Source organism: Streptomyces sp. NPDC015346 (assembly GCF_043078785.1).
In the GTDB taxonomy this organism is placed as follows: domain Bacteria; phylum Actinomycetota; class Actinomycetes; order Streptomycetales; family Streptomycetaceae; genus Streptomyces.
Map to the genome: position 1 here is coordinate 381236 of NZ_JBIBTW010000003.1, position 21239 is coordinate 402474.

23 protein-coding genes are annotated in these 21239 nt (G+C 71.2%); 8 read left to right on the plus strand and 15 right to left on the minus strand.

The features are described 5' to 3' along the window. Window positions 1-26: 26 nt before the first annotated feature. From ACF06X_RS12595 to ACF06X_RS12635, 9 genes are all read right to left on the minus strand, one after another. The gene (locus ACF06X_RS12595) at window positions 27-1157 is read right to left on the minus strand and encodes an acetylornithine transaminase (protein ID WP_392287690.1); all 1131 of its coding nucleotides are present in this window, start codon (window positions 1155-1157) and stop codon (window positions 27-29) included. Window positions 1158-1204: 47 nt separating this feature from the next. Continuing rightward, window positions 1205-2260: an acetylglutamate kinase gene (gene argB, locus ACF06X_RS12600; protein WP_392287231.1), complete on the minus strand. Its 1056-nt coding sequence runs from the start codon at window positions 2258-2260 to the stop codon at window positions 1205-1207. Between the two features lie 59 nt (window positions 2261-2319). Next, window positions 2320-3471 carry a bifunctional glutamate N-acetyltransferase/amino-acid acetyltransferase ArgJ gene (gene argJ, locus ACF06X_RS12605; protein ID WP_392287232.1) on the minus strand — a complete coding sequence of 384 codons (1152 nt, stop codon included), beginning with the start codon at window positions 3469-3471 and terminating at the stop codon, window positions 2320-2322. Then, window positions 3468-4505, minus strand: a complete 1038-nt coding sequence (argC, locus tag ACF06X_RS12610) for an N-acetyl-gamma-glutamyl-phosphate reductase (protein ID WP_392287233.1) — start codon at window positions 4503-4505, stop codon at window positions 3468-3470. Before argC ends, argJ begins: the two co-directional genes overlap by 4 nt. Before the next feature lie 80 nt (window positions 4506-4585). Beyond that, the gene (locus ACF06X_RS12615) at window positions 4586-5254 is read right to left on the minus strand and encodes an isochorismatase family protein (RefSeq protein ID WP_392287234.1); all 669 of its coding nucleotides are present in this window, start codon (window positions 5252-5254) and stop codon (window positions 4586-4588) included. 99 nt (window positions 5255-5353) lie between these two features. Then, window positions 5354-6073 (minus strand): siderophore-interacting protein, encoded by a 720-nt coding sequence (locus tag ACF06X_RS12620; RefSeq protein WP_392287691.1) that lies wholly within the window; start codon window positions 6071-6073, stop codon window positions 5354-5356. Window positions 6074-6075: 2 nt separating this feature from the next. Continuing rightward, window positions 6076-6801, minus strand: coding sequence for a DUF2470 domain-containing protein (locus ACF06X_RS12625; protein WP_392287235.1), 726 nt, complete (start codon window positions 6799-6801; stop codon window positions 6076-6078). Between the two features lie 92 nt (window positions 6802-6893). After that, a complete protein-coding gene (locus ACF06X_RS12630) occupies window positions 6894-8393 on the minus strand; it encodes a UDP-N-acetylmuramoyl-L-alanyl-D-glutamate--2,6-diaminopimelate ligase (RefSeq protein ID WP_392287236.1) in 1500 nt (499 codons plus the stop codon). A 219-nt stretch (window positions 8394-8612) separates the two neighbouring features. Next, complete coding sequence (locus ACF06X_RS12635; RefSeq protein WP_392287237.1) at window positions 8613-8756, minus strand: hypothetical protein; 144 nt, start codon at window positions 8754-8756, stop codon at window positions 8613-8615. A gap of 189 nt (window positions 8757-8945) precedes the next feature. On the opposite strand from ACF06X_RS12635, the gene ACF06X_RS12640 reads away from it, so the two are divergent. From ACF06X_RS12640 to ACF06X_RS12650, 3 genes are all read left to right on the plus strand, one after another. Continuing rightward, window positions 8946-9629 carry an esterase/lipase family protein gene (locus ACF06X_RS12640; protein WP_392287238.1) on the plus strand — a complete coding sequence of 228 codons (684 nt, stop codon included), beginning with the start codon at window positions 8946-8948 and terminating at the stop codon, window positions 9627-9629. Window positions 9630-9803: 174 nt separating this feature from the next. Continuing rightward, window positions 9804-10172 (plus strand): PRC-barrel domain-containing protein, encoded by a 369-nt coding sequence (locus ACF06X_RS12645; protein ID WP_392287239.1) that lies wholly within the window; start codon window positions 9804-9806, stop codon window positions 10170-10172. 137 nt (window positions 10173-10309) lie between these two features. Then, window positions 10310-10651 carry a hypothetical protein gene (locus tag ACF06X_RS12650; RefSeq protein ID WP_392287240.1) on the plus strand — a complete coding sequence of 114 codons (342 nt, stop codon included), beginning with the start codon at window positions 10310-10312 and terminating at the stop codon, window positions 10649-10651. Window position 10652: 1 nt separating this feature from the next. Here ACF06X_RS12650 and ACF06X_RS12655 read toward each other — a convergent pair whose 3' ends face one another. Further along, a complete protein-coding gene (locus ACF06X_RS12655) occupies window positions 10653-12746 on the minus strand; it encodes a SpoIIE family protein phosphatase (RefSeq protein ID WP_392287241.1) in 2094 nt (697 codons plus the stop codon). Between the two features lie 148 nt (window positions 12747-12894). Continuing rightward, a complete protein-coding gene (locus ACF06X_RS12660; RefSeq protein WP_392287242.1) occupies window positions 12895-13395 on the minus strand; it encodes a MarR family winged helix-turn-helix transcriptional regulator in 501 nt (166 codons plus the stop codon). A 103-nt stretch (window positions 13396-13498) separates the two neighbouring features. Here ACF06X_RS12660 and ACF06X_RS12665 point away from each other — a divergent pair, with 103 nt between their 5' ends. Then, window positions 13499-14671, plus strand: coding sequence for a PP2C family protein-serine/threonine phosphatase (locus ACF06X_RS12665; RefSeq protein WP_392287692.1), 1173 nt, complete (start codon window positions 13499-13501; stop codon window positions 14669-14671). Window positions 14672-14749: 78 nt separating this feature from the next. Here the strand turns inward: ACF06X_RS12665 and ACF06X_RS12670 are convergent, their stop codons facing one another. Further along, window positions 14750-15304, minus strand: a complete 555-nt coding sequence (locus tag ACF06X_RS12670) for a hypothetical protein (RefSeq protein WP_392287243.1) — start codon at window positions 15302-15304, stop codon at window positions 14750-14752. Window positions 15305-15394: 90 nt separating this feature from the next. Then, a complete protein-coding gene (locus ACF06X_RS12675; RefSeq protein ID WP_392287244.1) occupies window positions 15395-15853 on the minus strand; it encodes an FhaA domain-containing protein in 459 nt (152 codons plus the stop codon). A 131-nt stretch (window positions 15854-15984) separates the two neighbouring features. Here ACF06X_RS12675 and ACF06X_RS12680 point away from each other — a divergent pair, with 131 nt between their 5' ends. After that, the gene (locus ACF06X_RS12680; protein WP_392287245.1) at window positions 15985-16407 is read left to right on the plus strand and encodes a DUF6003 family protein; all 423 of its coding nucleotides are present in this window, start codon (window positions 15985-15987) and stop codon (window positions 16405-16407) included. Between the two features lie 135 nt (window positions 16408-16542). After that, the gene (locus ACF06X_RS12685) at window positions 16543-18261 is read left to right on the plus strand and encodes a SpoIIE family protein phosphatase (RefSeq protein WP_392287246.1); all 1719 of its coding nucleotides are present in this window, start codon (window positions 16543-16545) and stop codon (window positions 18259-18261) included. A 34-nt stretch (window positions 18262-18295) separates the two neighbouring features. On the opposite strand, the gene ACF06X_RS12690 is transcribed toward ACF06X_RS12685, so the two are convergent. Then, window positions 18296-19036 (minus strand): class I SAM-dependent methyltransferase, encoded by a 741-nt coding sequence (locus ACF06X_RS12690; protein WP_392287247.1) that lies wholly within the window; start codon window positions 19034-19036, stop codon window positions 18296-18298. 192 nt (window positions 19037-19228) lie between these two features. Beyond that, complete coding sequence (locus ACF06X_RS12695; RefSeq protein ID WP_392287248.1) at window positions 19229-19630, minus strand: STAS domain-containing protein; 402 nt, start codon at window positions 19628-19630, stop codon at window positions 19229-19231. 211 nt (window positions 19631-19841) lie between these two features. Here ACF06X_RS12695 and ACF06X_RS12700 point away from each other — a divergent pair, with 211 nt between their 5' ends. Further along, window positions 19842-20771, plus strand: a complete 930-nt coding sequence (locus ACF06X_RS12700) for an STAS domain-containing protein (RefSeq protein ID WP_392287249.1) — start codon at window positions 19842-19844, stop codon at window positions 20769-20771. After that, complete coding sequence (locus tag ACF06X_RS12705; protein ID WP_392287250.1) at window positions 20768-21187, plus strand: STAS domain-containing protein; 420 nt, start codon at window positions 20768-20770, stop codon at window positions 21185-21187. Before ACF06X_RS12700 ends, ACF06X_RS12705 begins: the two co-directional genes overlap by 4 nt. Window positions 21188-21239: the final 52 nt, after the last annotated feature.

The window sequence follows — 21239 nt, forward strand, 5'->3', positions numbered from 1 at the left end:
GCGGAGGACGGGCAGCGTCCCGAGCCTCAGGCGTCGAGGATCTTCGGCAGCGCACTCACCAGCGCGTCGACCTGATCGTCGGTCACCGTCAGGGCGGGAGCCAGCCGGACGGTGGCCGGGCCCGCCGCGTTCACGAGGAACCCGGCATCCTGCGCCGCCCGCTGGACGACGGCGGCCCTCGGTTCGGCGAGCACGACGCCCAGCAGGAGACCGGCGCCCCGCACCTCGGTGACCCCGGGGTGGTTGAGCGTCTCGATCCCCCGGCGCAGTCGCTCACCCACACGTACGACCTGGGCGAGCAGCCCGTCGGCTGCGATGGTCTCCAGTACGGCGAGCCCGGCCGCGCACGCGACCGGACCGCCGCCGAAGGTGGTGCCGTGGTGCCCGGGGCCCAGCAGCTCGGCGGCCGGGCCGAAGGCCACGGTGGCGCCGATCGGAAGTCCGCCTCCCAGGCCCTTGGCGAGGGTGACGACATCGGGATCCACGCCCTCGGCGGCCTGGTGCGCGAACCAGTGGCCGGTCCGGCCGATCCCGGTCTGCACCTCGTCCAGGACGAGCAGACTGCCGGTCGACCTGGTGATCTCCCGGGCGGCCCGCAGATACCCGTCGGGCGCGGGGACGACGCCGGCCTCCCCCTGGATCGGTTCGAGGACGACCGCCGCGGTCTCCTCCGTGACGGCCGCACGCAGGGCCGCCACGTCCCCGAACGGGACGTGCGTCACCTCTCCCGGCAGCGGCAGGAAGGGCTCGCGCTTCGCCGGCTGACCGGTGAGGGCCAGCGCCCCCATGGTGCGCCCGTGGAACCCGCCCTCCGCGGCGACCAGGTGCGGACGCCCGGTCCGGCGGGCGATCTTGAAGGCCGCCTCGACCGCCTCCGTACCCGAGTTCGCGAAGAAAACCCGGCCCGGCCTGCCCAGCAGGCTCAGCAACCGCTCGGCCAGCGCGACGGGGGGTGCGGAGACGAAGAGATTGGACACATGGCCGAGCCGGGCGATCTGGGTCCGCACGGCGGAGACGACGGCCGGATGGGCGTGGCCCAGCGTGTTGACCGCGATTCCACCGGTGAAGTCGGTGTACGCGCGCCCCGACTCGTCCCACACCGTGCTGCCCTCGCCCCGGACCAGGGCCAGTGGGGGAGTGCCGTACGTGTCCATCATGACCGCGCGCCAGCGGTCCCTGAGCGATGTCGCGCTGTCGTCGGCGCTCACGCGTGCGCCTCCTCGGGCTCGACACCGGCCGCAGAAAGCCCGCGGCCCGGGTCCGGCTCCGCGTCCGGCTGCGGATTCGGCTGAGGGTTCGGCACCGCGTCCGACACCGGGTCCGGCACCACCGTCGTGCCCGGACCGTCCGCGGCGAAGACCCCGCCCAGCAGCGCGTGCGGCACCCGGCCGTCGATGACCTGTGCCCTGCGGACACCCGCGCGTACCGCCCGCAGACAGCCCTCCATCTTCGGGAGCATGCCACTCGCGAGCCCTGGCAGCAGCGCCTCCAGCTCACCGGCCGTCAGGCGGCCGATCACCTCGGTGCTGCGCGGCCAGTCGGCGTACAGCCCCTCGACGTCGGTCAGCACCACCAGGCGTTCCGCGCCGAGGGCCACGGCGAGCGCGGACGCCGCGAGGTCGGCGTTGACGTTGTAGACCTCCCCGTCCGCACCCCGCGCGACGGGCGAGACCACGGGGATGCGGCCCTCTTCGAGCAGGGAGCGTACGGCGCCGGGCTCCACCGCCACGACCTCGCCGACGAGACCGATGTCCACGGGCCGGCCGTCCACCCACGCGGGGCGCCGCACGGCGGTCATGGTGTGCGCGTCCTCGCCCGACATCCCGACCGCGAAGGGGCCGTGGGCGTTGAGGGCGCCGACGAGTTCCCGCTGGACCTGGCCGGTCAGCACCATGCGGACCACGTCCATGGTCTCCGGCGTGGTCACCCGCAGGCCGGCCTCGAAGCGGACCTCCAGGTCGAGGCGGTCGAGCATGGCGCTGATCTGCGGTCCGCCGCCGTGCACGACGACCGGGCGCAGCCCCGCGTGCCACAGCTCCACGACGTCCTGGGCGAACGTCCGGTGCAGCGCGGGGTCCACCATGGCGTTGCCGCCGAACTTGACGACGACCGTCCGGCCCTGGAGCTCTTCGAGCCAGGGCAGGTCGGCGGCTGTGAGGTCGGCGGTGGCTTCGGCGGTGGCTTCGGCGGTGGCTTCGGCGGTGGCGCCGGTGGCCGCCTCGGGCCGCCCGAGGGGAAGCGTCCCCGGCTGTGTCGTCATCCCTGCCGTCATCCGTGTCGTCATCCGTGGTGTCGTCCGGGTCGTCCCGGGCGTGCTGCTCATGAGCTGTACGCGCTGTTCTCGTGGACGTACTCGGCCGTGAGGTCGTTGGTCCAGATCACCGCGGCGGAGTCGCCGGAACGCAGGTCCACCGTGATCGTGATCCCGCGCCCCGACAGGTCGACCTTGTCGCGCGACTCGCCCGCCGCCCCGTTCCGGCACACCCACACGTCGTTGATCGCCACGTCGAGGAGGTCCGGATCGAAGGCGGCCGATGTGGTGCCGATCGCGGACAGCACCCGGCCCCAGTTCGGGTCCTCCCCGTGCAGCGCGCACTTGAGGAGGTTGTTCCGGGCCACGGACCGGCCCACCTCGACGGCGTCCTCCTCCGAGGCCGCGCCGACGACGGTCACCTCGATCTCCTTGGACGCGCCCTCGGCGTCCGCCACCAGCTGTCGGGCCAGATCCAGGCACACCGCGTGCACGGCCTCGGTGAAGCTCTCCGGATCAGGTACGACCCCGGAGGCGCCGGACGCGAGCAGCAGAACGGTGTCGTTGGTGGACATGCAGCCGTCCGAGTCCACCCGGTCGAAGGTGGTGCGCACCGCCGCGCGGAGCGTCGAGTCGAGCACGGCCGCGCTCGCGTCGGCGTCCGTGGTGAGCACGACCAGCATGGTGGCGAGACCGGGGGCGAGCATGCCCGCGCCCTTCGCCATGCCGCCCACCGTCCAGCCGGACCGGGAGACGACGGCCGTCTTGTGCACCGAGTCCGTCGTCTTGATCGCGACGGCCGCGTCCACGCCACCCTCGGGCGACAGCCGGCCGGCCGCGGTGGCGATGCCCGCGGTGACCCGGTCCATCGGCAGCCGCACGCCGATCAGGCCCGTGGAGCACACCGCCACCTCGTGCGGGTCCACATCGACCGCCCGCGCCGTGTGCTCGGCCATCAGCAGCGCGTCGACGGCGCCCGCCTGTCCCGTACAGGCGTTGGCGCCACCGGAGTTGAGGACGACGGCCGATATCCGGCCGTCGGCCAGGGCGCGCCGGGACCAGCGTACGGGCGCGGCCTGCACGCGGTTGGAGGTGAAGACGCCGGCGGCGGCGCGCGACGGCCCCCGGTTCACCACCAGAGCCAGATCGCGATCGCCGGACTCCTTGATCCCGGCGGCCACACCGCCGGCGAGGAATCCACGGGCAGCGGTCACACTCACGGAGCGACTCCATTCACGGGCAGGCCCAGCCGTTCCGGCAGGCCGAGGGCGACATTCATGCTCTGCACCGCGCCACCCGCGGTGCCCTTCGTCAGGTTGTCGATGGCGCTGACGCAGATCAGCCGTCCGGCGTCCGGGTCCACGGCGATCTGCACCTGCGCGGTGTTGGAGCCCAGCACGGCGGCCGTCGAGGGCCACTGCCCCGGCGGCAGCATCCGTACGAACGGCTCGTCGGCGTAGGCGGCTTCGTACGCCTCGCGCACCGCCTGCTCCCCGGTCGCCGCCGTGTCCGGGCGGAGGCGGGCCGAGCAGGTGGCGAGGATGCCGCGGGGCATGGGAGCCAGCGTCGGGGTGAAGGAGACCGTGACGTGTTCGCCCGCCACCAGGGAGAGGTTCTGCGTCAGCTCGGGGGTGTGCCGGTGGCCGCCGCCGACTCCGTACGGGCTCATGGAGCCCATCACCTCGGCGCCGAGCAGCTGCGGCTTGAGTGCCCGTCCGGCGCCCGACGTCCCGCTGGCCGCGACGATCACGGCCTCCGGCTCCACCAGCCGGGCCGCGTAGGCGGGAAACAGCGCGAGGGTGACCGCGGTCGGGTAGCAGCCGGGTACGGCGATCCGCAGCGCGCCCTTCAACTCGTCGCGCGCGCCGGGAAGTTCGGGGAGACCGTAGGGCCAGGTGCCGGCGTGGGCGGAGCCGTAGAACCGTTCCCAGGCCGCCGGGTCGCGCAGCCGGAAGTCCGCGCCGCAGTCCACGATCAGCGTCCCGGGATCCAACTCACGGGCCAGTGCGGCCGACTGCCCGTGCGGCAGGGCCAGGAAGACCACGTCGTGACCGCGCAGGGAAGCCGCCGAGGTCTCGTCGAGGACGCGGTCCGCGAGCGCGGTCAGCTGCGGCTGTACGGACCCCAGCGAACGGCCCGCGCTGCTGTGGGCGGTCACCGCGCCGATCTCCACGCCGGGATGCGACACCAGCAGGCGGAGGATCTCCCCGCCCGCGTAGCCGCTGGCGCCGGCCACCGCGACCCGTACGGTCATGTTCTTTCCGTCTCTCTCGGTACGTGTGAGGTCTGCGGTCACAGGATGGGCGCCGCAGGGTTGCCACCACGGGGACTCGGTCACGCGTCCCGGCGAACGTCTCGCGGCGTCCTGCCCCGCAGGAGGTCGCGCAGCAGGGACTCGGTCGTGCACACCACACCGCTGCGGGCCGCCCACCGAAGGGCCATGACGTGTTCCTCCGGGGAGAAGTCCGCCACGGCGTCGGCGACGACGAAGGGCTGGATGTCGTTCATGAAGGCGTCCGCGGCCGTCAGCAGGACGCCGAGGTGGGCGTACACCCCGCAGACGATCAGCTGGTCGCGCCCCTCCGAACGCAGCAGTCTCCCGAGGTGGCTGCGGAGGAAGGCGTTCTGGCGGACGTTGGCGAGCAGATGCTCGCCCGGGCGGGGCGTGAGCGAGGCGATGATGGCGGCCGCGTCGCTCTCGTCGCCGATGCCCGGTCCCCAGACGTCCGCGACGAGCCCGCGCTGGCCGGGCCGCTGGGCGGCAGGCTCGGCGCTGAAGACGACCGGCATGCCGAGAGCCCCGGCGAGTTCGCGCAGGGCCGCGATGTTGTCGACGAGTTCCACGACCGGCGACCGCCCGGCCGGGAACGCCTCCACGAAGTGGTTCTGCATGTCATGGACGAGGAGCGCGGCGCGACCGGGGTCGATGGTCCAGGAGGCGCGGGAGCGGGGGAGGGCGGCGGGGCCCGGCATGGGGTAGGAGTCGATGGCCGGCAGGCCCATGGTGATTCCTCCCCTGATGACGTGCGCGCACCCGCGCCCACCCCTCGAACTTGCGGTTTAGCTTAGCCTAACCTAAGTCCGCACTCGCGGGGGCTCGGGTTAGGAGGCTCGCCAGTACCCCAGCGCGTGCAACCGCTCCTTGGGTACGCCGAGTTGCCTGCGCGCGAAGGCGGCGAGCGTCCGGGTGGTCGCCGTGTCGCAGGCGATCCAGACGTGGGAGCCGGCGTCCAGCCGCGCGGGCAGGCTCGCTCGCACGGTCTCGACCAGGTGGGCTCCTCCGTCGCGCCGGGGCACGCGGACGACCCGGCGGGCGGAGGTGTCCTGGTGGGCGATGCCGTCCGCCTCCGAGGGGTCCGAGGTCTCGAACCAGATGGTGGCCGGGGTCGACGGCATGGACGCCAGAAGGGAGTTGATGGCGGGACGCGAGGCGGGATCGCCGACCACGAGGAGCCGCGACGGCAGCGGGTCCGGCACGGTGAAACCGGTGCCCTGGACGGTGGCCTCGATCGTGTCGCCGGGCCGGGCGGTGCGGGCCCAGTCGCTCGCCCGCCCCGCGTGCAGGACGAACTCCATGCCGAATGTGCCGGCGACGGGGTCCGGGTCCACGAGGGTGTAGGCCCGCTGATGCGGACGTCCGTCGTCATCGAACCAGAGGCGCACCCACATCGTGGGGTGTGTCCCGGTGGCGCCCAGCATGCCGCCGTCGGTGAAGGTGAGCCGGTGGAGGTGGTCCGAGACCCGCTCGTTCGAGCGCACCGTGATCGTGAAGTCCTTGCCGCGCATGAGCTTCAGGGCCACGCCCTGCCAGCCGTGTCCCATGGTCAGTGCCGCGCGTCGGAGGCGTGCCGGTGGTGCGCGCATCGGGGCGTGGTGAGGAGCCGGCGCACCTGCTCTCCGGCCTCGGCGGCGTCCCGGGCGGGGGCGGGGAAGAGGAGGCGGAGGTCGCAGTGGCCCTCGCGGTACTCGCAGCGCACGGTGATGCCGTGCCGGTCGACGGCCAGCGGCATGGCCCGGACGACGCCGTGCGGCAGCCGCGACCCGGCGAGGACGACCAGATCCGCCACCATGTCCTCGTGGGCGTCGGCCAGATGGGTCAGCATCGCGGCCTCCTCGACGGCGAGCGGGTCGGGTGCGGCGAGGGCGTACGCGTCCAGGCCGACGTCCTGGATCCCCGCCGCGGTCCGCAGCGTCACGCGCGCCAGATCGAGGCGCAGCTCGTCGCGGCTCTCGGGGCCCGCCGGCGCCAGCCATCCGGAGATCGTCACCCTGGCTCGCACCCGGTCGCGGAGCGCGGTGGGCGCGATGTCGGTGAACTCAAGGAGGACGGCGAGGCTGCCCCGCGGCGCGGAGGCGACCTGCGCGGCCAACGGACTGTCGGGCTGCGGGCGGAGAGTGATCCGCCCCTTGCGGCCCACGGAGTGCATGCCGATCAGGTCGTAGTCCTGCCCGTCCGTGGTGAGCGACAGGGAGACCGCCCGGGCCAGCACGGAGCGGACGCGCTCCGCGGCGGTCTGCTCGGGCAGGGTGATGTCGGTGGCGGCACTCAAGGTAACTCCTCGCGAGACGGCTCGGACGGGGTCGGCACCCCGGCCCCTTATGCTGAGGTAAGGCTAACCTAACCTGCCCGCCGTCCGTGCGTCTACCGCTCGTCCGGCCCTCCGTTCGAGGCGAGTTCACGCACGGTCGCCATGTCGCTGAAGGGCAGCAGCTCCTCGCCGACGATCTGGTGCGGCTCACTGCCCTTGCCGGCGATCAGGACCGTGTCCTGCGGACCCGCCGCGGACAGTGCGAACGCGATGGCCTCGCGGCGGTCGGCGATCCGCTCGAACGGCGTGCCGGTCGCGGCGAGGCCGGGGGCGATCTGGTCCAGGATCGCCTGCGGGTCCTCGTCGCGCGGGTTGTCCGAGGTGAGGACGCACAGGTCCGAGTGGGCCCCGGCGATCCGCCCCATGTCGGCCCGCTTCGTCGTGTCCCGGTCGCCGCCGCAGCCGAAGACGGTGATCACCCGGCCTCCCGCGTAGCCGCGGATGGTGGTCAGGACCTTGTCCAGGGAGTCCGGGGAATGGGCGTAGTCCACGACCACCGAGGTGCCGCCCGGGGTCTCGAAGCGCTCGAACCGGCCGGGGACGGGCGGCATCCGGTCGAGTGCGGCGACGAGGGCGCCCAGCTCGTGTCCGAGGACGTGGCAGGCGGCCAGCGTGGCCAGCGCGTTGGCCACCGAGTACCGGCCCGGGACCGGGATCGACACCGGATACGTACGCCCCCCGTGGTGGAGGGTGAACCGCGTCCCGGAAGCGCTGACGGCGAGGTCCGTCGCCCGGTAGTCCGCCGGCGCGTCGAGGGCGTACGTGGTCACCGCACCCGGCATCATCGCCACGATCCCGGCCCCCACCGGGTCGTCGGCATTGACCACCGCGCGCCGGCACAGCCCCTGGAAGAGGCGGAGCTTGGCGTCCCGGTAGTTCGCCATCGTTCCGTGGTCGTCGAGGTGATCCTGCGTCAGGTTGGTGAACACACCGACATCGATGAACGTACGGTCCACCCGGTGCGTCAGCAGCCCCATCGACGTGGCCTCCAGCACCACACTGCCCGTCCCGCGATCGCGCATGCAACCCAACAGATACTGCAGGTCCGGCGACTCCGGCGTGGTCAGCACCGATCGTGGCATCGGGATCAGCTCGTCGCCGATGCGGCTGCCCGCCGTCCCGATGACTCCCACCTTCATGCCCTCGGAGATCCGCAGGGCCGACTCGACCATGTACGAGACGGATGTCTTGCCGTTGGTGCCGGTGATCGCCACCACGTCCATCTGCCGCCCCGGTTCGCCGAAGTAGCGGGAGGTCACGATCGCGGCCGCCCTCCGGATGTCCGGCACGCGCACGGCACACGCGCCCGGCGGCCACACGGACGCCGGCAGCGCCGGTTCCGTGCCGTCGACGAGTACGGCTGCCGCACCGCGGGCGAGCGCGGGCGCTACGGAGCCGGGCCCGCCCTCCCGGTGTCCGGGCACCGCGATGAACAGGCACCCCGGCGTCACCCGGTCCACGTCGAACGTCGTCCCCGCGGTGATCGGCGTACTGCTCGGATCACCCCGAAGTACGTGGTGCTCCTGCCCGGCCAGCAACTGGCTCAGCTTCACAATGATCCCTTCGAGGTGGCCCGGCCCGGTCGTGCGGCCGTAGCCAGGCGGCAGCGCCGGCGAGCGCCGGAGGGCTGCTGTGGTGACGTGGAGCGCGCCGAGCGTGGAGCCGGACGGAGACCGTCCGGCGCTCTTCGGGCGAGGCCGCCCGGCGCTACGGGCGAGGCCGGGGAGGGGCCTGCGTGCGGCGTGCGGGGCGGCGCGCCGGGGAGAGGACCGCTAGCCGTGGCCGTGCAGGGCGATACGGCGGATCCGGGGCGTCTCGACGTCAGCGGCGGTGGCCGGGGCGACGACGGCCGGACGCACGTCGGAGGCGGCCTGCCACAGGCACTGGCACTGCCTCGTCGAACTCGTGCGCCCCATGGAGCGAGTGTACGGCCGTTCCGGCGGCCCGCCGCCCACACAGCCGACCACCCAGGTCACCCGCCGCCCTGACACCACCGGAGCCGATGCCCTGACCGGCCGTAACCGGGACGCCGTGTCGCAGTTGATCGAGACGCGGAACGGACGCCGCCGCTCGACTCAGACCCCCACGCCTTCAAGGAGTTCGACATGCGCCTCTCTCGCCGCGCCGCCCTGGGCGCCCTCGCCGCCGCCGCGCTCGCCGGCCTCACCCTCCAGGCACCGGCGGCCGGCGCCCGGCCCGCCGCGGCCGGGCCCGACCCGATCGTCTTCGTCCACGGCTGGAACTCCAGCGGCTCCACCTGGAACACCATGGCCGGCCGCTTCGCGACCGACGGCTGGCCCGCGAGCCACCTCAGCCAGTGGAGCTACAACACCAGCCAGTCCAACGCCACCACAGCCTCCCAGCTCGCCCAGGAGATCGACCGCGTCCTGGCCGCCACCGGCGCCACCAAGGTGGACGTCGTCACCCACTCGATGGGCGGACTGTCCTCCCGCTACTACACCAAGAACCTCGGCGGCTCCGCCAAGGTCGACGCCTGGGTCTCGCTGGGCGGCCCCAACCACGGAACCGACGCCGCGTACTGGTGCGGCGGCCCCTCCTGTACGGAGATGCGCCCCGGATCCACCTTCCTGAACGCCCTCAACTCCGGCGACGAGACTCCCGGCGCCTCCCGGTACGCCACCTGGTGGTCGCCGTGCGACAGCGTCATCAACCCGGACAGCAGCGTCGCCCTCAGCGGCGCCACGAACACCCGGACCGCCTGCCTGGGCCACAGCGACCTGCACGCCGACGCCACCGTCTACGGCCAGGTCAAGTCCTTCGTCGGCTGACCCCGCCGACCCCGCCGGCCTCGCCGACAAGCGCTCTGCCAATGGACGGTGTGTGACCCGCCTTACGGGGCAAACGGAGCTCGTATCGCTGGCAGCCATATCGCCGAACGGCATATTCACAAGTGCCCTCGGAATGTGGGTGGTCACCGTATTCGGAAAAGGAGTGAATTTCACATGAGCGAGAACGCGTGGAGTTTCGCGGAGACGTCGGGCCACCTGGCGGGGACGGATCTGACCGGGTGGAGGGTCGAGGCGACCGACGGCCACATCGGGAAGGTGGACAAGCACTCCGACGAGGTCGGTGACGCCTACCTGGTGGTCGACACGGGGGTGTGGATCTTCGGCAAGGAGGTGCTGCTCCCGGCGAGCACGGTGACGCGGGTCGACCTCGTCGAGCACACGCTCTACGTGGACCGCACGAAGGAACAGATCAAGGCCGCGCCGGAGTTCCACTCCGACAAGCACCTCGCCGACCAGCAGTACCGGGAGGAGATCGGCATCTACTACCGCACGGGCGGCCCCTTCGGTGGTACGCCGGCCTGACCGGACGCGTAGGCCATCTCGGGCGGCCCGCCCCTGGGGGGTGGGCCGCCCGACGCCGTGGTGCCGGGGCCGCCCCGGCTTCGATGTCACGCGGATGGCGGACACCGGCATCACCCCTGGAAGGGAAGTGGAACGACATGACGACGAGTACGGAAAGGGGCGAGCCACGGATCGGTGTCCGGACGTACACCGATGTCGACCTGGCACTCAACCGGGTGGCGACACGGGCGCGAGAGACACCGCAATTCCGCGCCGGCGTGGCCGCGGCCTACCAATGGGCGCTGAGCCGCACGGAGCGCTCCCCCATCACGGGTGCGGACGCCGGCGGCACCCCGGACCTGCCGATCCTCACCGCCGAAGTCGACGCGGCGCTCGTCCAGTTGGGAGACCCCGCCATTCCGGACGGCAACCAGGAGTACGTCCGCGGAGCCCACGACGCCCTCGCCTGGCTCTGCGGCCAGAGCGACCGGGCGGCCTGACTCACCGGTCGGGCGGGTGGAGCGCGTCGAGGTGTCCGGCGCGGGCGAGGAGGAGGGCGACGTCGTCGCGCTCGCCCGGTTTGCGCAGGGCGTGGAGGAGCCGGTCGCAGGTCGCCTGCAGGGACGGGTCGTGGACCTCCAGGAGGTGGAGGAGCACCTGGAGGCGCTGGTCGATGGATTCGTCGTGGATCTCCACGAGCCCGTCGGTGTAGAGGAGCATCCGGTCGCCGGGGTCGAACTCGACGGTGGTGGCTTCGAAGGGGACACCGCCGACGCCGAGGGGCGCGCCGGTGGGCAGGTCCAGAAGCTCGGGAGGGCGGCCGGCGCGCATGAGTGCGGGGGGCATGTGTCCCGCGTTGGCGATGCGGCATTGGTTGCGATGCGGATCGTAGACGGCGTAGAGGCAGGTGGCGATGTAGTGCTCCAGCCGCGCGGTGATCTTGTCGAGATGCTTCAGGACCTGGGTCGGTTCGAGGTCGAGCTCGGCGAACGCGCTGGTGGCGGTGCGCAGACGTCCCATGGTGGCGGCCGCGTCGATCCCGTTGCCCATCACGTCCCCGACGACCAGTGCTGTCTTGTCGCCGCTCAGGGTGATGACGTCGTACCAGTCGCCGCCCACTTCGCTGGAGGCCTGCGCGGGCTCGTAGCGTGAGGCGACTTCCAGGCCCGCGTGGTGGGGCGGGTGGCGTGGCAGGAGACTGCGCTGGAGGGTGGCGGCGGAGTTCCGCACGCTCTCGTACCAGCGGGCATTGTCGATGGCGACCGCCGCCCGGGACGCGAGTTCGCCCGCGAGGATGATGTCGTCCTCGTCGAAAGGAAGCGGATTGCGGGCCCGTACGAGGTCCAGAGCGCCGAGCACCTCGCCGCGGGCGATGAGCGGGACGGCGAGATACGAATGGACACCGGCGCCGGCCAGGATCGAGGCGGCATGGGGGTCCCGGGCGATGCGCGGGAAGTCGTCCTCTCCGACGTGGGAGACCAGGACCGGCCGGGCGGTGTGCACACACTGGGTGATCAGGCGGTCGGCGGCGTAGGAGGCGAGGTCGCCGGCCGTGTCCGCCGCGCCGACCATGTCGGTGGGGTAGGCGGCCGCCACCGCCAGCGCACGGAAGAGCTCGGGCCCGCTGTCCGTCATGCCGGCCCGCCGCAGGGCGAGGATGGAGTCCAGGACGTCGACCGCGGCGCCGTCGGCGAGCTCCGGCACGGCCACCTCGGCCAGCTCGTGCGCGGTCCGGTCCACCTCCAGGGTGGTGCCCACGCGGGCGGAGGCGTCGGCTATGAGCGCGAGCCGCCGCCGGGCCCGGTCGGCCTCGGTGGCCGCGAGGTGCCGTTCGGTGATGTCGACGACAGAGGTGGCCACCCCCAGGACCTGCCCGCCCGACCCGTCGAGCCGGTAGAACGACACGGACCAGGCGTGTTCGTCGTCGGGGTCGGCGGGCGTGCGCCCCACCGTGTACTGGTCGACCAGGGGCGTGCCGGTGTTCAGGACCTGGAGCAGAGCGGACTCGATGGTGTCGACGTCCAGGAACGGAAGGGTCTCGCGCAGGGTGCGGCCCAGCTGCTCCTCGGCGGGGACACCGTTGATGCGCTCCATCGTGGGGTTGACCAGCAGATAGCGGAGGTCACGGTCCATGACCGCCAGGCCGATCGGGGACTGCGAGACCAGTCGTTCACACAGCGCCAGCTCGGTCTCGACCCGCTCGACGGTACTGTGATCGGCGACGATGCCCAGGGCGTAGGCGTCACCCAGGTCGTCCAGCAGCCGCACGTTGCGGAACTCCATCAGCCGGGTGCTGCCGTCCTTGTGCCGAATGGGAAAGCTTCCGGCCCAGCTCTGACCGCTCTCCATCACCTCGGCGAACAACCGGATCACCAGGTCCACGTGTTCCTCGTCCACCAGCAGCCGACCTGCGTACCGGCCGAGCGCCTCCCGGGCGGTGTAGCCGAACAGCTGCTCCGCCTGCGGACTCCAGAAGACGATGCGCCCGCCGGCGTCGAGCACCACCGCGGCGACGCCGAGCACATCCAGCACTCCGCGCGGCTGGGGGATGCCCTCGCCCGGTTGCTCGCCGCGAACCCGGAAATAGTCAGGCACCCTGCGCCTCCCACACCGATCTCGGGGGTGGTCCGTCGAGGCTCCTTCTTTATTTTCCTCTGAGTCACCGGATGCCGCAGCCACGAGCGGCTTCAGGTCCGCGGGCCCGGACGAGAGTGACGGCCTGTCGCCGTGAGTGACCGGAAAGTCAGGCGGATTCCACGGCGGCGCCGCCGCGTCCCTCGTTCTTCCGGCCGGTGGACTCGACGGCCGAGCAGAAGCTGCTCAGGCCCTTGGCGAGTGCGACCTGCTCCTCGGGCGGCATGGAGGCGATGATCTTCAGAACTCCGAGTTCGCGGCGCTCTCTCACATCCTTGAGGTAGCTTTCCCCTCGGCTCGACAGACGCAGCTCCAGTTCCCGCCGACTGGCCGGGCTGGGGGAGCGCTTGATGAATCCCAGGGCGTGCAGGCGGTCGCACATCCGGCTCACCGAGGAGGGCGTCGAACCGAGTGCCTCGCCCAACGTCCGCAGGTTGATACCCCGGTTGCGGTCCAGGACGTAGAGCACGCGCAACTGCGACGAGGAGACGGGAGCGGTCGGCGTCATGTCCCGGCCCTGGCTCCAGAGCACTTCGAGCAGTTCGATGACCCCACGGGTGGTCCGCGCCACTGCATCCCGATCGCGGCTCGGGGAAGTTTCGGAATGCATGCCCCTCACTGTGACACTGCACAATGGCTCTGTCAGTCGCTGAGGCATGAGAGCTTTTCCTCATTCATCTCGGATAGGTGGGAACCCAACGGTGGACAGATTCATGGTCGTGGAACGCGCACTGCGAAGAGCCGCGCCTCACGCCCTCCTCGAAGCGGTCCAGGACACGCTTACCACCCACTACGCCGCCGACTCCGTCGACCTGCTCATGGCCGACTACGCGATGACCATACTGCAACCCGTCAGCGCGCTTCCCTATACCGCCGAGCCCATTCCCGTCCACAGCAGCGCCCCCGGCAGGGCCTTCGGCGCACAGGAACCCTACGTCGAGACCGACAGCCGGACCGACCTGGTGACCGCGCACCTTCCCATCAGCGTACGAGGGGACCGCATCGGCATTCTCACCGTCAGGCTTCCGGCAGCCTCCTACGACCGTGACACCGCACGGGAGCTGGAGGACATCGCGGAAGTCCTCGGCCACGCCATCGTGGTCGCCGAGCGGGACACCGACGTCTATCTCCAGGCCCGCCGCGCGGACCGCCTCACACTCGCCGCGGAGATGCAGTGGCAGTTGCTGCCCGGCCGTTCCTGCTCCCGGCCCGAGTACGAACTGGGCGCCCAGCTCGAACCCGCGTACGCGATCCACGGCGACAACTTCGACTGGTCCACCTCCGCCCACCATCTCACCCTCACGGTGACCAACGGCATGGGCGAAGGCATCGAGGCGGCGCTCCTCACCAACCTCGCGATCAACGCGCTCCGTAACGCCCGCCGCGCCGGCCTCTCCCTCTCCGACCAGGCGTGCCTGGCCGACCAGGCCATCTACGGCCAGTACCAGGGATCCGTCCATCTCTCCGTGCTGCTCCTGCGCTTCGACCTGGCGACCGGGGAAACGGAGATCATCGACGCCGGCTCTCCCAAGATGTGGCGTCTGAGGCACGGCAAGGCGGAGCCGATGGAGCTGGAGGCGCAGCTCCCGCTCGGCATGTTCGAGGAGACCCTCTACACCGCGCAGCGTTTCCGGGTGGAGCCGGGGGACCGGCTCCTCTTCGTCAGCGACGGTGTGTACGACGTGGCGTCTCCGGCGGGGGAGCGCTACAGCGAGCGTGCCCTGGTGCGCGCGATGGCCAATACGCGTCTTCTCCCACCGTCGCAGGTGCCCCGCGCGGTGCTCCAGGAGCTCTCCGGGCATCGCGGCCCCATCGACGCCGAGGACGACGCGATGGTGGTCTGTCTCGACTGGCACGGCCGCCCGCAGGCGTCACCGTCTCCGTGACGACGTCTCGGCGCCCTGTGCGACGCGGGACCGTAGCGGGTGGACGGTCCCGCGCGCGGAGTTGTCAAACGGTCATGTTCAGGGCGTGGGCGCCTGGTAGAGGCCCCGGCCCGCACGGTGGGCGCGGGACGTCGCGACCAGTCGGTCGAGGGTGCTGCGTACGGTGTTGATGGCGCCGGTCGAGCCGTCGCGGCCGAGGGCCTCTGCCACCTCTCTGGCGCGCATCGGCGTACCGGCCTTGCCGGCGAGCACGGCGACCACCTGGTCGGTCAGGCCATCGCCATCGGAAAGGGAAGGCGCGCCCTTCTTTCCGGTCGGCGTCCTGCCCTTCGGCACCTTTGCCGCCGCGGTGGCCGCCGGCTCGGTTTCCTCAGCTTCCTCGGTTTCTTCAGCCGCGGCCGGTCGCGCCGCGGGTACCAGTACGCCGGTCTCGGCGCCCGGAATCACCGAAGAACCCGCGGCGGACAGCGCCTGAAGCGCGGCGAGGGCGGTGCGCACGGATTCGAGCCGCAGGGTGACGGCCGCGATGTCCGCTTCCAGCGCGGCCCGGCGCTTTTCCAAATACGGCAGTTCCGCCTCGAGTTGAGCAGTGGTGGCTTCGAGACTGTCCGTTGCGGTGGCTGGCGACGGCATATCGGCCTCCTGGAGGTAGGCGTGAGGAAAGGGCGCTACGCAGCAGACTATGACCGTGGCGTTGCGAACCGCAAACAACTCAATGCGGGACTACGGCGTTTGAAAGGAAGCAACTGTTGCCGTGAATGCGTTGTCAGTGCCGGGCGCGGCCGGCCGGCCGCTCGGCGGCGTCGCGTGGGCAGGTGCGATGCGGCTGTGGACCCGGAAGCGGACGGTCGCCTCGCCTGTCGCCGGGCGGAGATCGACGGCGACCCGTCCGGCGAAGCTGTAGCCCTGTTCGGCGGCGTACCGATGTACCACCGTCACGAGGCAGGGCTCCAGTGGCACAACATGAGCCGTGAGTTGTCGGTGGATCTCCGGGAGCAGTTCGACGACGAAGACGTTGGGGACCACGACACGCCGTCTGCCCAGGATCAGGGCGTTGTCGTCGCACTGCCGGCGCAGTATCGCCACGACCTCCCCCTGTCGCTGTTTCGGAGGCAGAAGCAGGCCCCAGAGCGGGGTGGTCCATCGCTCCATCGCGCGTTCGGCGGTTCTGAGGAGGTACATCGCGTGCCCCTGCCCGGCCCTCCGCCTCTCACGCTCACCCGAGAGGGTGACACCGCGGTCCTGGCGGCCAAGGGCGGGGGCGATAGCATCAGCACCCCTCTGAGGTTCGATCGAGAAGGCGACTCCACGCGATGGCCGATGACGCATACCTGTTCCTTCTCCCTGATCGTCACCCTCGCCTGGGCGCGGCCCTTGCCGGGGTCGGTGCCCTGGAATGCGCCCAGACACCTGCCGTACTGGGATGGCTGCAGGCTCATGGAGTCTCGGCCTCTTCGGAGCAGGTCAGGATCGTGCCGGCCGAGGCGGAGGCGTTCATCCCCGAGGGCGCGGAGCGCCTGCCTCTCCCCCTGAGCGAGGACGAGGCGCTGCGCGTGCAACGGGAGTGCGCGCCCCCGTCCGTCACGGAGATGGAGGGCGAGCTGCTCGACTTCCGGGAGACGACCCAGGACTGGGAGTCGCTCGTCCACCGGGCGTTGACGGCGGGCATTCCCGCTCCCCGCATCGCGCAGTTGACCGGCATCGACCCTCATGACATCGGCCGCCTGACCATGTGACCACTCGACGGTCCGCCACGGTGTCGGGACGGGCTCGTGCGCGCTTCGCGGCGATGGTGTTTGCGAGTGAGGTCCGGGGGCGATCAGGAATCCTGACGACAACGCCGTGGCTGAGCCGAGGAGGCGCGGGCGACCATGAAGGACGAGGTAGTCGAGGGCGAGCCCGGGTGCGGTGCGGCCTCGTCTTCGCAATTGCCCGCCCGGCTGGGGGCGGCGGCGTGCATCGTGGACGACCGCGGGGTGATCGCCGCGGTGAACACCCACGCGGAGCGGTTGTTGAAGGTGACCGCCGACAGCGTCGTCGGCAAGGATGCCCACGATCTCCTGCACCGCGATCCGCACGGCCAGCCACTGGCGCGGGCCCAGTGCCGGGTGGAGGAAGCGGTCCTGGCCCGGCGCACGCAGACCGGCCGCGGCTGGTTCGAGCAGGGCGACGGCGGTCTGACCGAGCTGTCCTGGCTGACTGTTCCCTGCGCCGCGGGGTGGGACACCGGCGCGGACACACTGGTGATCTTCCATGACCAGCGCACCGAGTCGTTCCCTCCCGAAGGGGACACGGGTGACGGCTCGACCCTTTCGGAGCTCGAGCGCCTGGCGCTGCTGGCCCAGACCACCACGCAGTTGACATCGACGCTCGACAGCGACGAGGCGTTGCGTCGCCTGGTGCGACTGGTGGTACCCAGGCTCGCGGACTGGGTGGTGGTCGACCTGATCACCGAGGTGGGTGAGGTGGAGCGGGCCATCGTGGTCCATCATCAGGACGGCGAACTGGTCTCCAGGGAGGACCTGGAGGGGCCGATGCCACCGGTCCCGGAGGAATCGCCGATGCCGCTGTCCCGGGCACTGCGGGGGGCTGCTTCGACACTGGTGACACCGGCGACGTATCAGGGGCCGCCCGACTCCGGCATCGCCATGGAACAGCGTCGCCTGTTCGAGGTGACGGGCATGCATTCGGCGGCGATCGCACCGATACGGGGTGTACGGGACGTGTTGGGGGCGCTGACGCTGGGGCGGTCCAAGCGCCCCGACGCGATGACCCCGGCAGACCTGTCCCTGGTGGAGGACATCACCCGCCGTACGGGACTGGCTCTGGACAACGCCCGTCTGTACCAACAGCAGCGCAAGGTCGCCGAGACGATGCAGCGCCACCTCCTGCCGCAGCTGCCGTCGATCCCCGGGCTGCAGATGACCGCGCGCTACGTCCCTTCGCCCGACGCCTCACAGGTCGGTGGCGACTGGTACGACGTGTTCACCCGCGCCGACGGCACGACGGCGCTGGCGATCGGGGACGTCGTCGGGCACGACCTGGACGCGGCGGCAGGCATGGCCCAGGTCCGCAGCATCCTCCGTGCCTACGCCTGGACGCACCACGAGCCGCCCAGCGCGATCGTGCACCGGCTCGACGAGTCGGTCATGCACATCGCCGGGGTCTCGATGGCGACCCTGGTCTTCGGCACCCTTGAGCGGAATGCCGACGGAGCCTGGCGGCTGACCTGGACGAGCGCGGGCCACCCGCCGCCGCTCCTGGTCACGCACGACGGTCAGGCCCGCTACCTCACGGAAGGGCATGGGCTGCTGCTGAGCACCGGCCTGTCGTCCAGCCGGGCCGACGCGCACCTCACGCTTCCGCCGCGGGCGACTCTGATCTTCTACACCGACGGGCTGGTGGAGAGCCGTGACCGCTCGATCGACGACGGTCTCGACCGGCTTCGCAGACACGCCGCCTCGCTGGCGCACCGCCCCCTGGCCGCCTTCACCGACCTGCTGCTGGAGCGCGCCCGACCGGCCCGGAACAACGACGACGACGTCGCCATCCTGGCCCTGAGGACACCGGAGGAGCACCCGGCCGGGTAGGGCGGCCGGGTGCTCCGGTCGGATCGGCCCGTCGTCAGGCCCGGCAGCGCAGCATCTCCAGCGGGGGGTTCGCGTCGAAGTCCGCCCAGAAGTCCGCACCGAACTCGCGTACGCCGGCCTCCGACACCTTCAGCGGGACCCAGGTCAGCTCGCTGAATCCGGCTGCCCGCAGGCACGTCTCGTAGACGTCGCGGCGCGGGCGGTTCGCGACGATCGAGACCGGCGGGTCGAGCAGCGCCGTGGTCCGGACCTGCGGTCCCGTCTCGGCCTCCGCGCCGGTGAGCACGCTGCGGAAGCCGTACTTCTCCGGGGTCGGCCCGTCGAAGCGGAAGTCGGGCGACTGGTTGAGCAGGAAGAGCTCGCCGCCGGGCTTCAGGCTCCGGTGCACGTTGCGGCACATCCGCTCCGTGGTGGCGATGTCCTCCGCGTAGTTGAGCAGCTGGACCGCCAGGGCGATGTCGAAGCGTTCCTCGAAGGACCGCAGTTCGGCCGCGTCGCCCACCTCGTAGCGCACACCGAGTGGATCGCGCTCCTCCAAGTCCTGTGCCACGGCGATCATTTCACCGGAGATGTCGATTCCGAGCACGTCCGCGGCGCCGCGCCGCCTGAACTCCCTGCTGTAGAAGCCGGTGCCGGAGGCGAGGTCGAGGACCGACTTGCCGCGCACGTCCCCGACCAACGCCAGGAAACCGGGCACCACCACGTACTGCTCCAGCGGCAGGGCCTTGAAGCCCTCGTACGCCTCACCGATCTCGTCATACTGCTGCACGCTCACGTGCGTCTCCCCTGCGCTCGGTCATGTCCGTGGCCACAGCCCCTCCGTCCCCAAGGGCTACCGCGGCCTCTCGCTGGCAGTCTCTACGGACCCGGGCAGGCCGTCGTACTGGCAGAAGCCACGAAGATGGCGCCATCGTTTCGGCTCCGTGTACGGACGGGCGTACGGCTTTCGCCTCGGCGCCGCCGGTGTTCAGGCGTCGGTGCGGGGGGTGGTGAAGGTGAAGTAGGTACGCGTCCCGGTGGTGTCGAGGAGCCGGTCCGCGGTGACACTGAGCGGGCCTGTCAGATAGAGGAGGGCGCCGTGCGCCCGGTGTTCGCGCTGTGCGTCGATCAGTGCTTGAAGGAGAGTGGAGTCGGCGAAGTCGACGGCGCCGAGATGCACCGTGGTGGAGCGGCAGCCGGTCTCGCGGGCTGTGGTGAGTGCGAGCCGGACGATGTCGACGTTCGCGTGGTCGACGTCGCCGACGACGGTGACGGTGGTGACCGTGGCCCGGTCCGAGTCGGGTGCGGAGGCGGTGTGGAGGGTGACGGTCGCCGGTCCTCGGGCGCCTGAGGCTGTCCAACGCCTTGGCGGGGTATCGGGGGTGCGCATTGCGTCGTCCCTTGTCGAGCCTGGTGTTCGGACAGCGTGGGAGGGATTTTACCGCGCGGCGAGACAAGTGTTGCCGCACGGCATGATTTGAAACAGAAAGAAGGAGGGGCCCGGCGGCCTGGCTGCTCGAATAGTTGTCGTACGGCTACTATCTTGGCCAGGTCGTAGATTCGGCCGAGTAGGACAAGAAGAGGGCGTCTGAGAGGCGAAGATGAGTTCCACCGAGTCCGCCGTGCGGGATCGTCTGGCCGAGGTACTGACACGGCGCGGCGCCGAGATCGCCGACCGATGGGTACAGCTGCAGCAGGAGCGTTCCGATCCCGGCGGGCAGAGCGTGCACGAGGCCGTGCTGCGCGAAGAGGCCGACGCGCTCGTCGCCGCTCTGGGCGCCGGCATGGACAGCGACGTTCCGGTCGAGCACCTCGTCACTCGGCAGCGTGAACTCCAGGAGACCGTGGTCGACATGTCGCTGCGCCGGGCGCGCGCGGGAGCGGTTCCCACGGCCACCTCGCTGGCGGTGCTGGGGCTCAAGGAAGCTCTGCTGGAGGCGGTACGGCACGAGCCGTTCGAGAAGGACGACCTGTACGAAGCCGCCGTGCTGATCAACCGGGTCCTGGACGCGGCGGGCGCTCTGTCCTTCGAGACGTACGTCGAGGGCCGTGAGGAGATCATCCGGCGGCAGAGCCGGCAGTTGCTGGAGGCGTCGACGCCGGTGGTGCGGCTGTGGCGGCATGTCCTGGCCGTTCCGCTGATCGGCAACCTCGACACGGCCCGCAGCCAGGTGGTGATGGAGAGCCTCCTGGAGGCCATCCAGAAGGACGAGGCGCTGGTCGCGATCATCGACATCACCGGTGTCGCGACCGTGGACACCTCGGTCGCCCAGCACCTCATGCAGACCGTGAAGGCGGTGCGGCTGATGGGCGCCGAGTGCATCGTCAGCGGCATCCGGCCGGCGATCGCCCAGACCGTCGTCCAGCTGGGCATCGATCTGTCGGACATCCTGACCCGTGCCAGCCTCGCCGACGCGCTGGCGACCGCCATGCAACTGACCCGGCAGGAGCCCGCCGCGGTCGCCGCGGTCGCCGCGGGCGCAGCGGGCGCCGTGCAAGAGGGGACGGACCACGGGCGGGTCGAGCGATGAGCCGGCCGGATTCCGCCCGGGTACCGATCCTGCGACTGGGAGACACCCTGGTCACCGGGCTGCTCAGTGAACTGGACGACACGTCGGCCGTGGCGCTGGCCGAGGAGCTGACCGCCCGCATCGCGGACGACGGCGCGCGGGGCGTCCTCGTCGACATCTCGCGGGTGCAGATCATCGACTCGTTCGTCGCGCGCGCGTTGATGGAGCTCAGCACGATGGCTCAGTTGCTGGGGGCGCGGGTGATCGTCGCGGGCATGAGCCCGGCCGTGGCCGTGACACTGGTGGAGCTCGGCATCGACCTCACCGGTGTCGAGACGGCGCTCAACGCCGAGCAGGGCATGGCCGCCCTGGGCTGGTCGAAGACCGGCTCGGGTTCGGCGCCGGGGCAACCGACGGGTGATGGGATGTCAGCGTGATGCGCTCCGAGGAGGCAGGGCCGACACGGCCCGGCAGGTCACCCAGGTCATC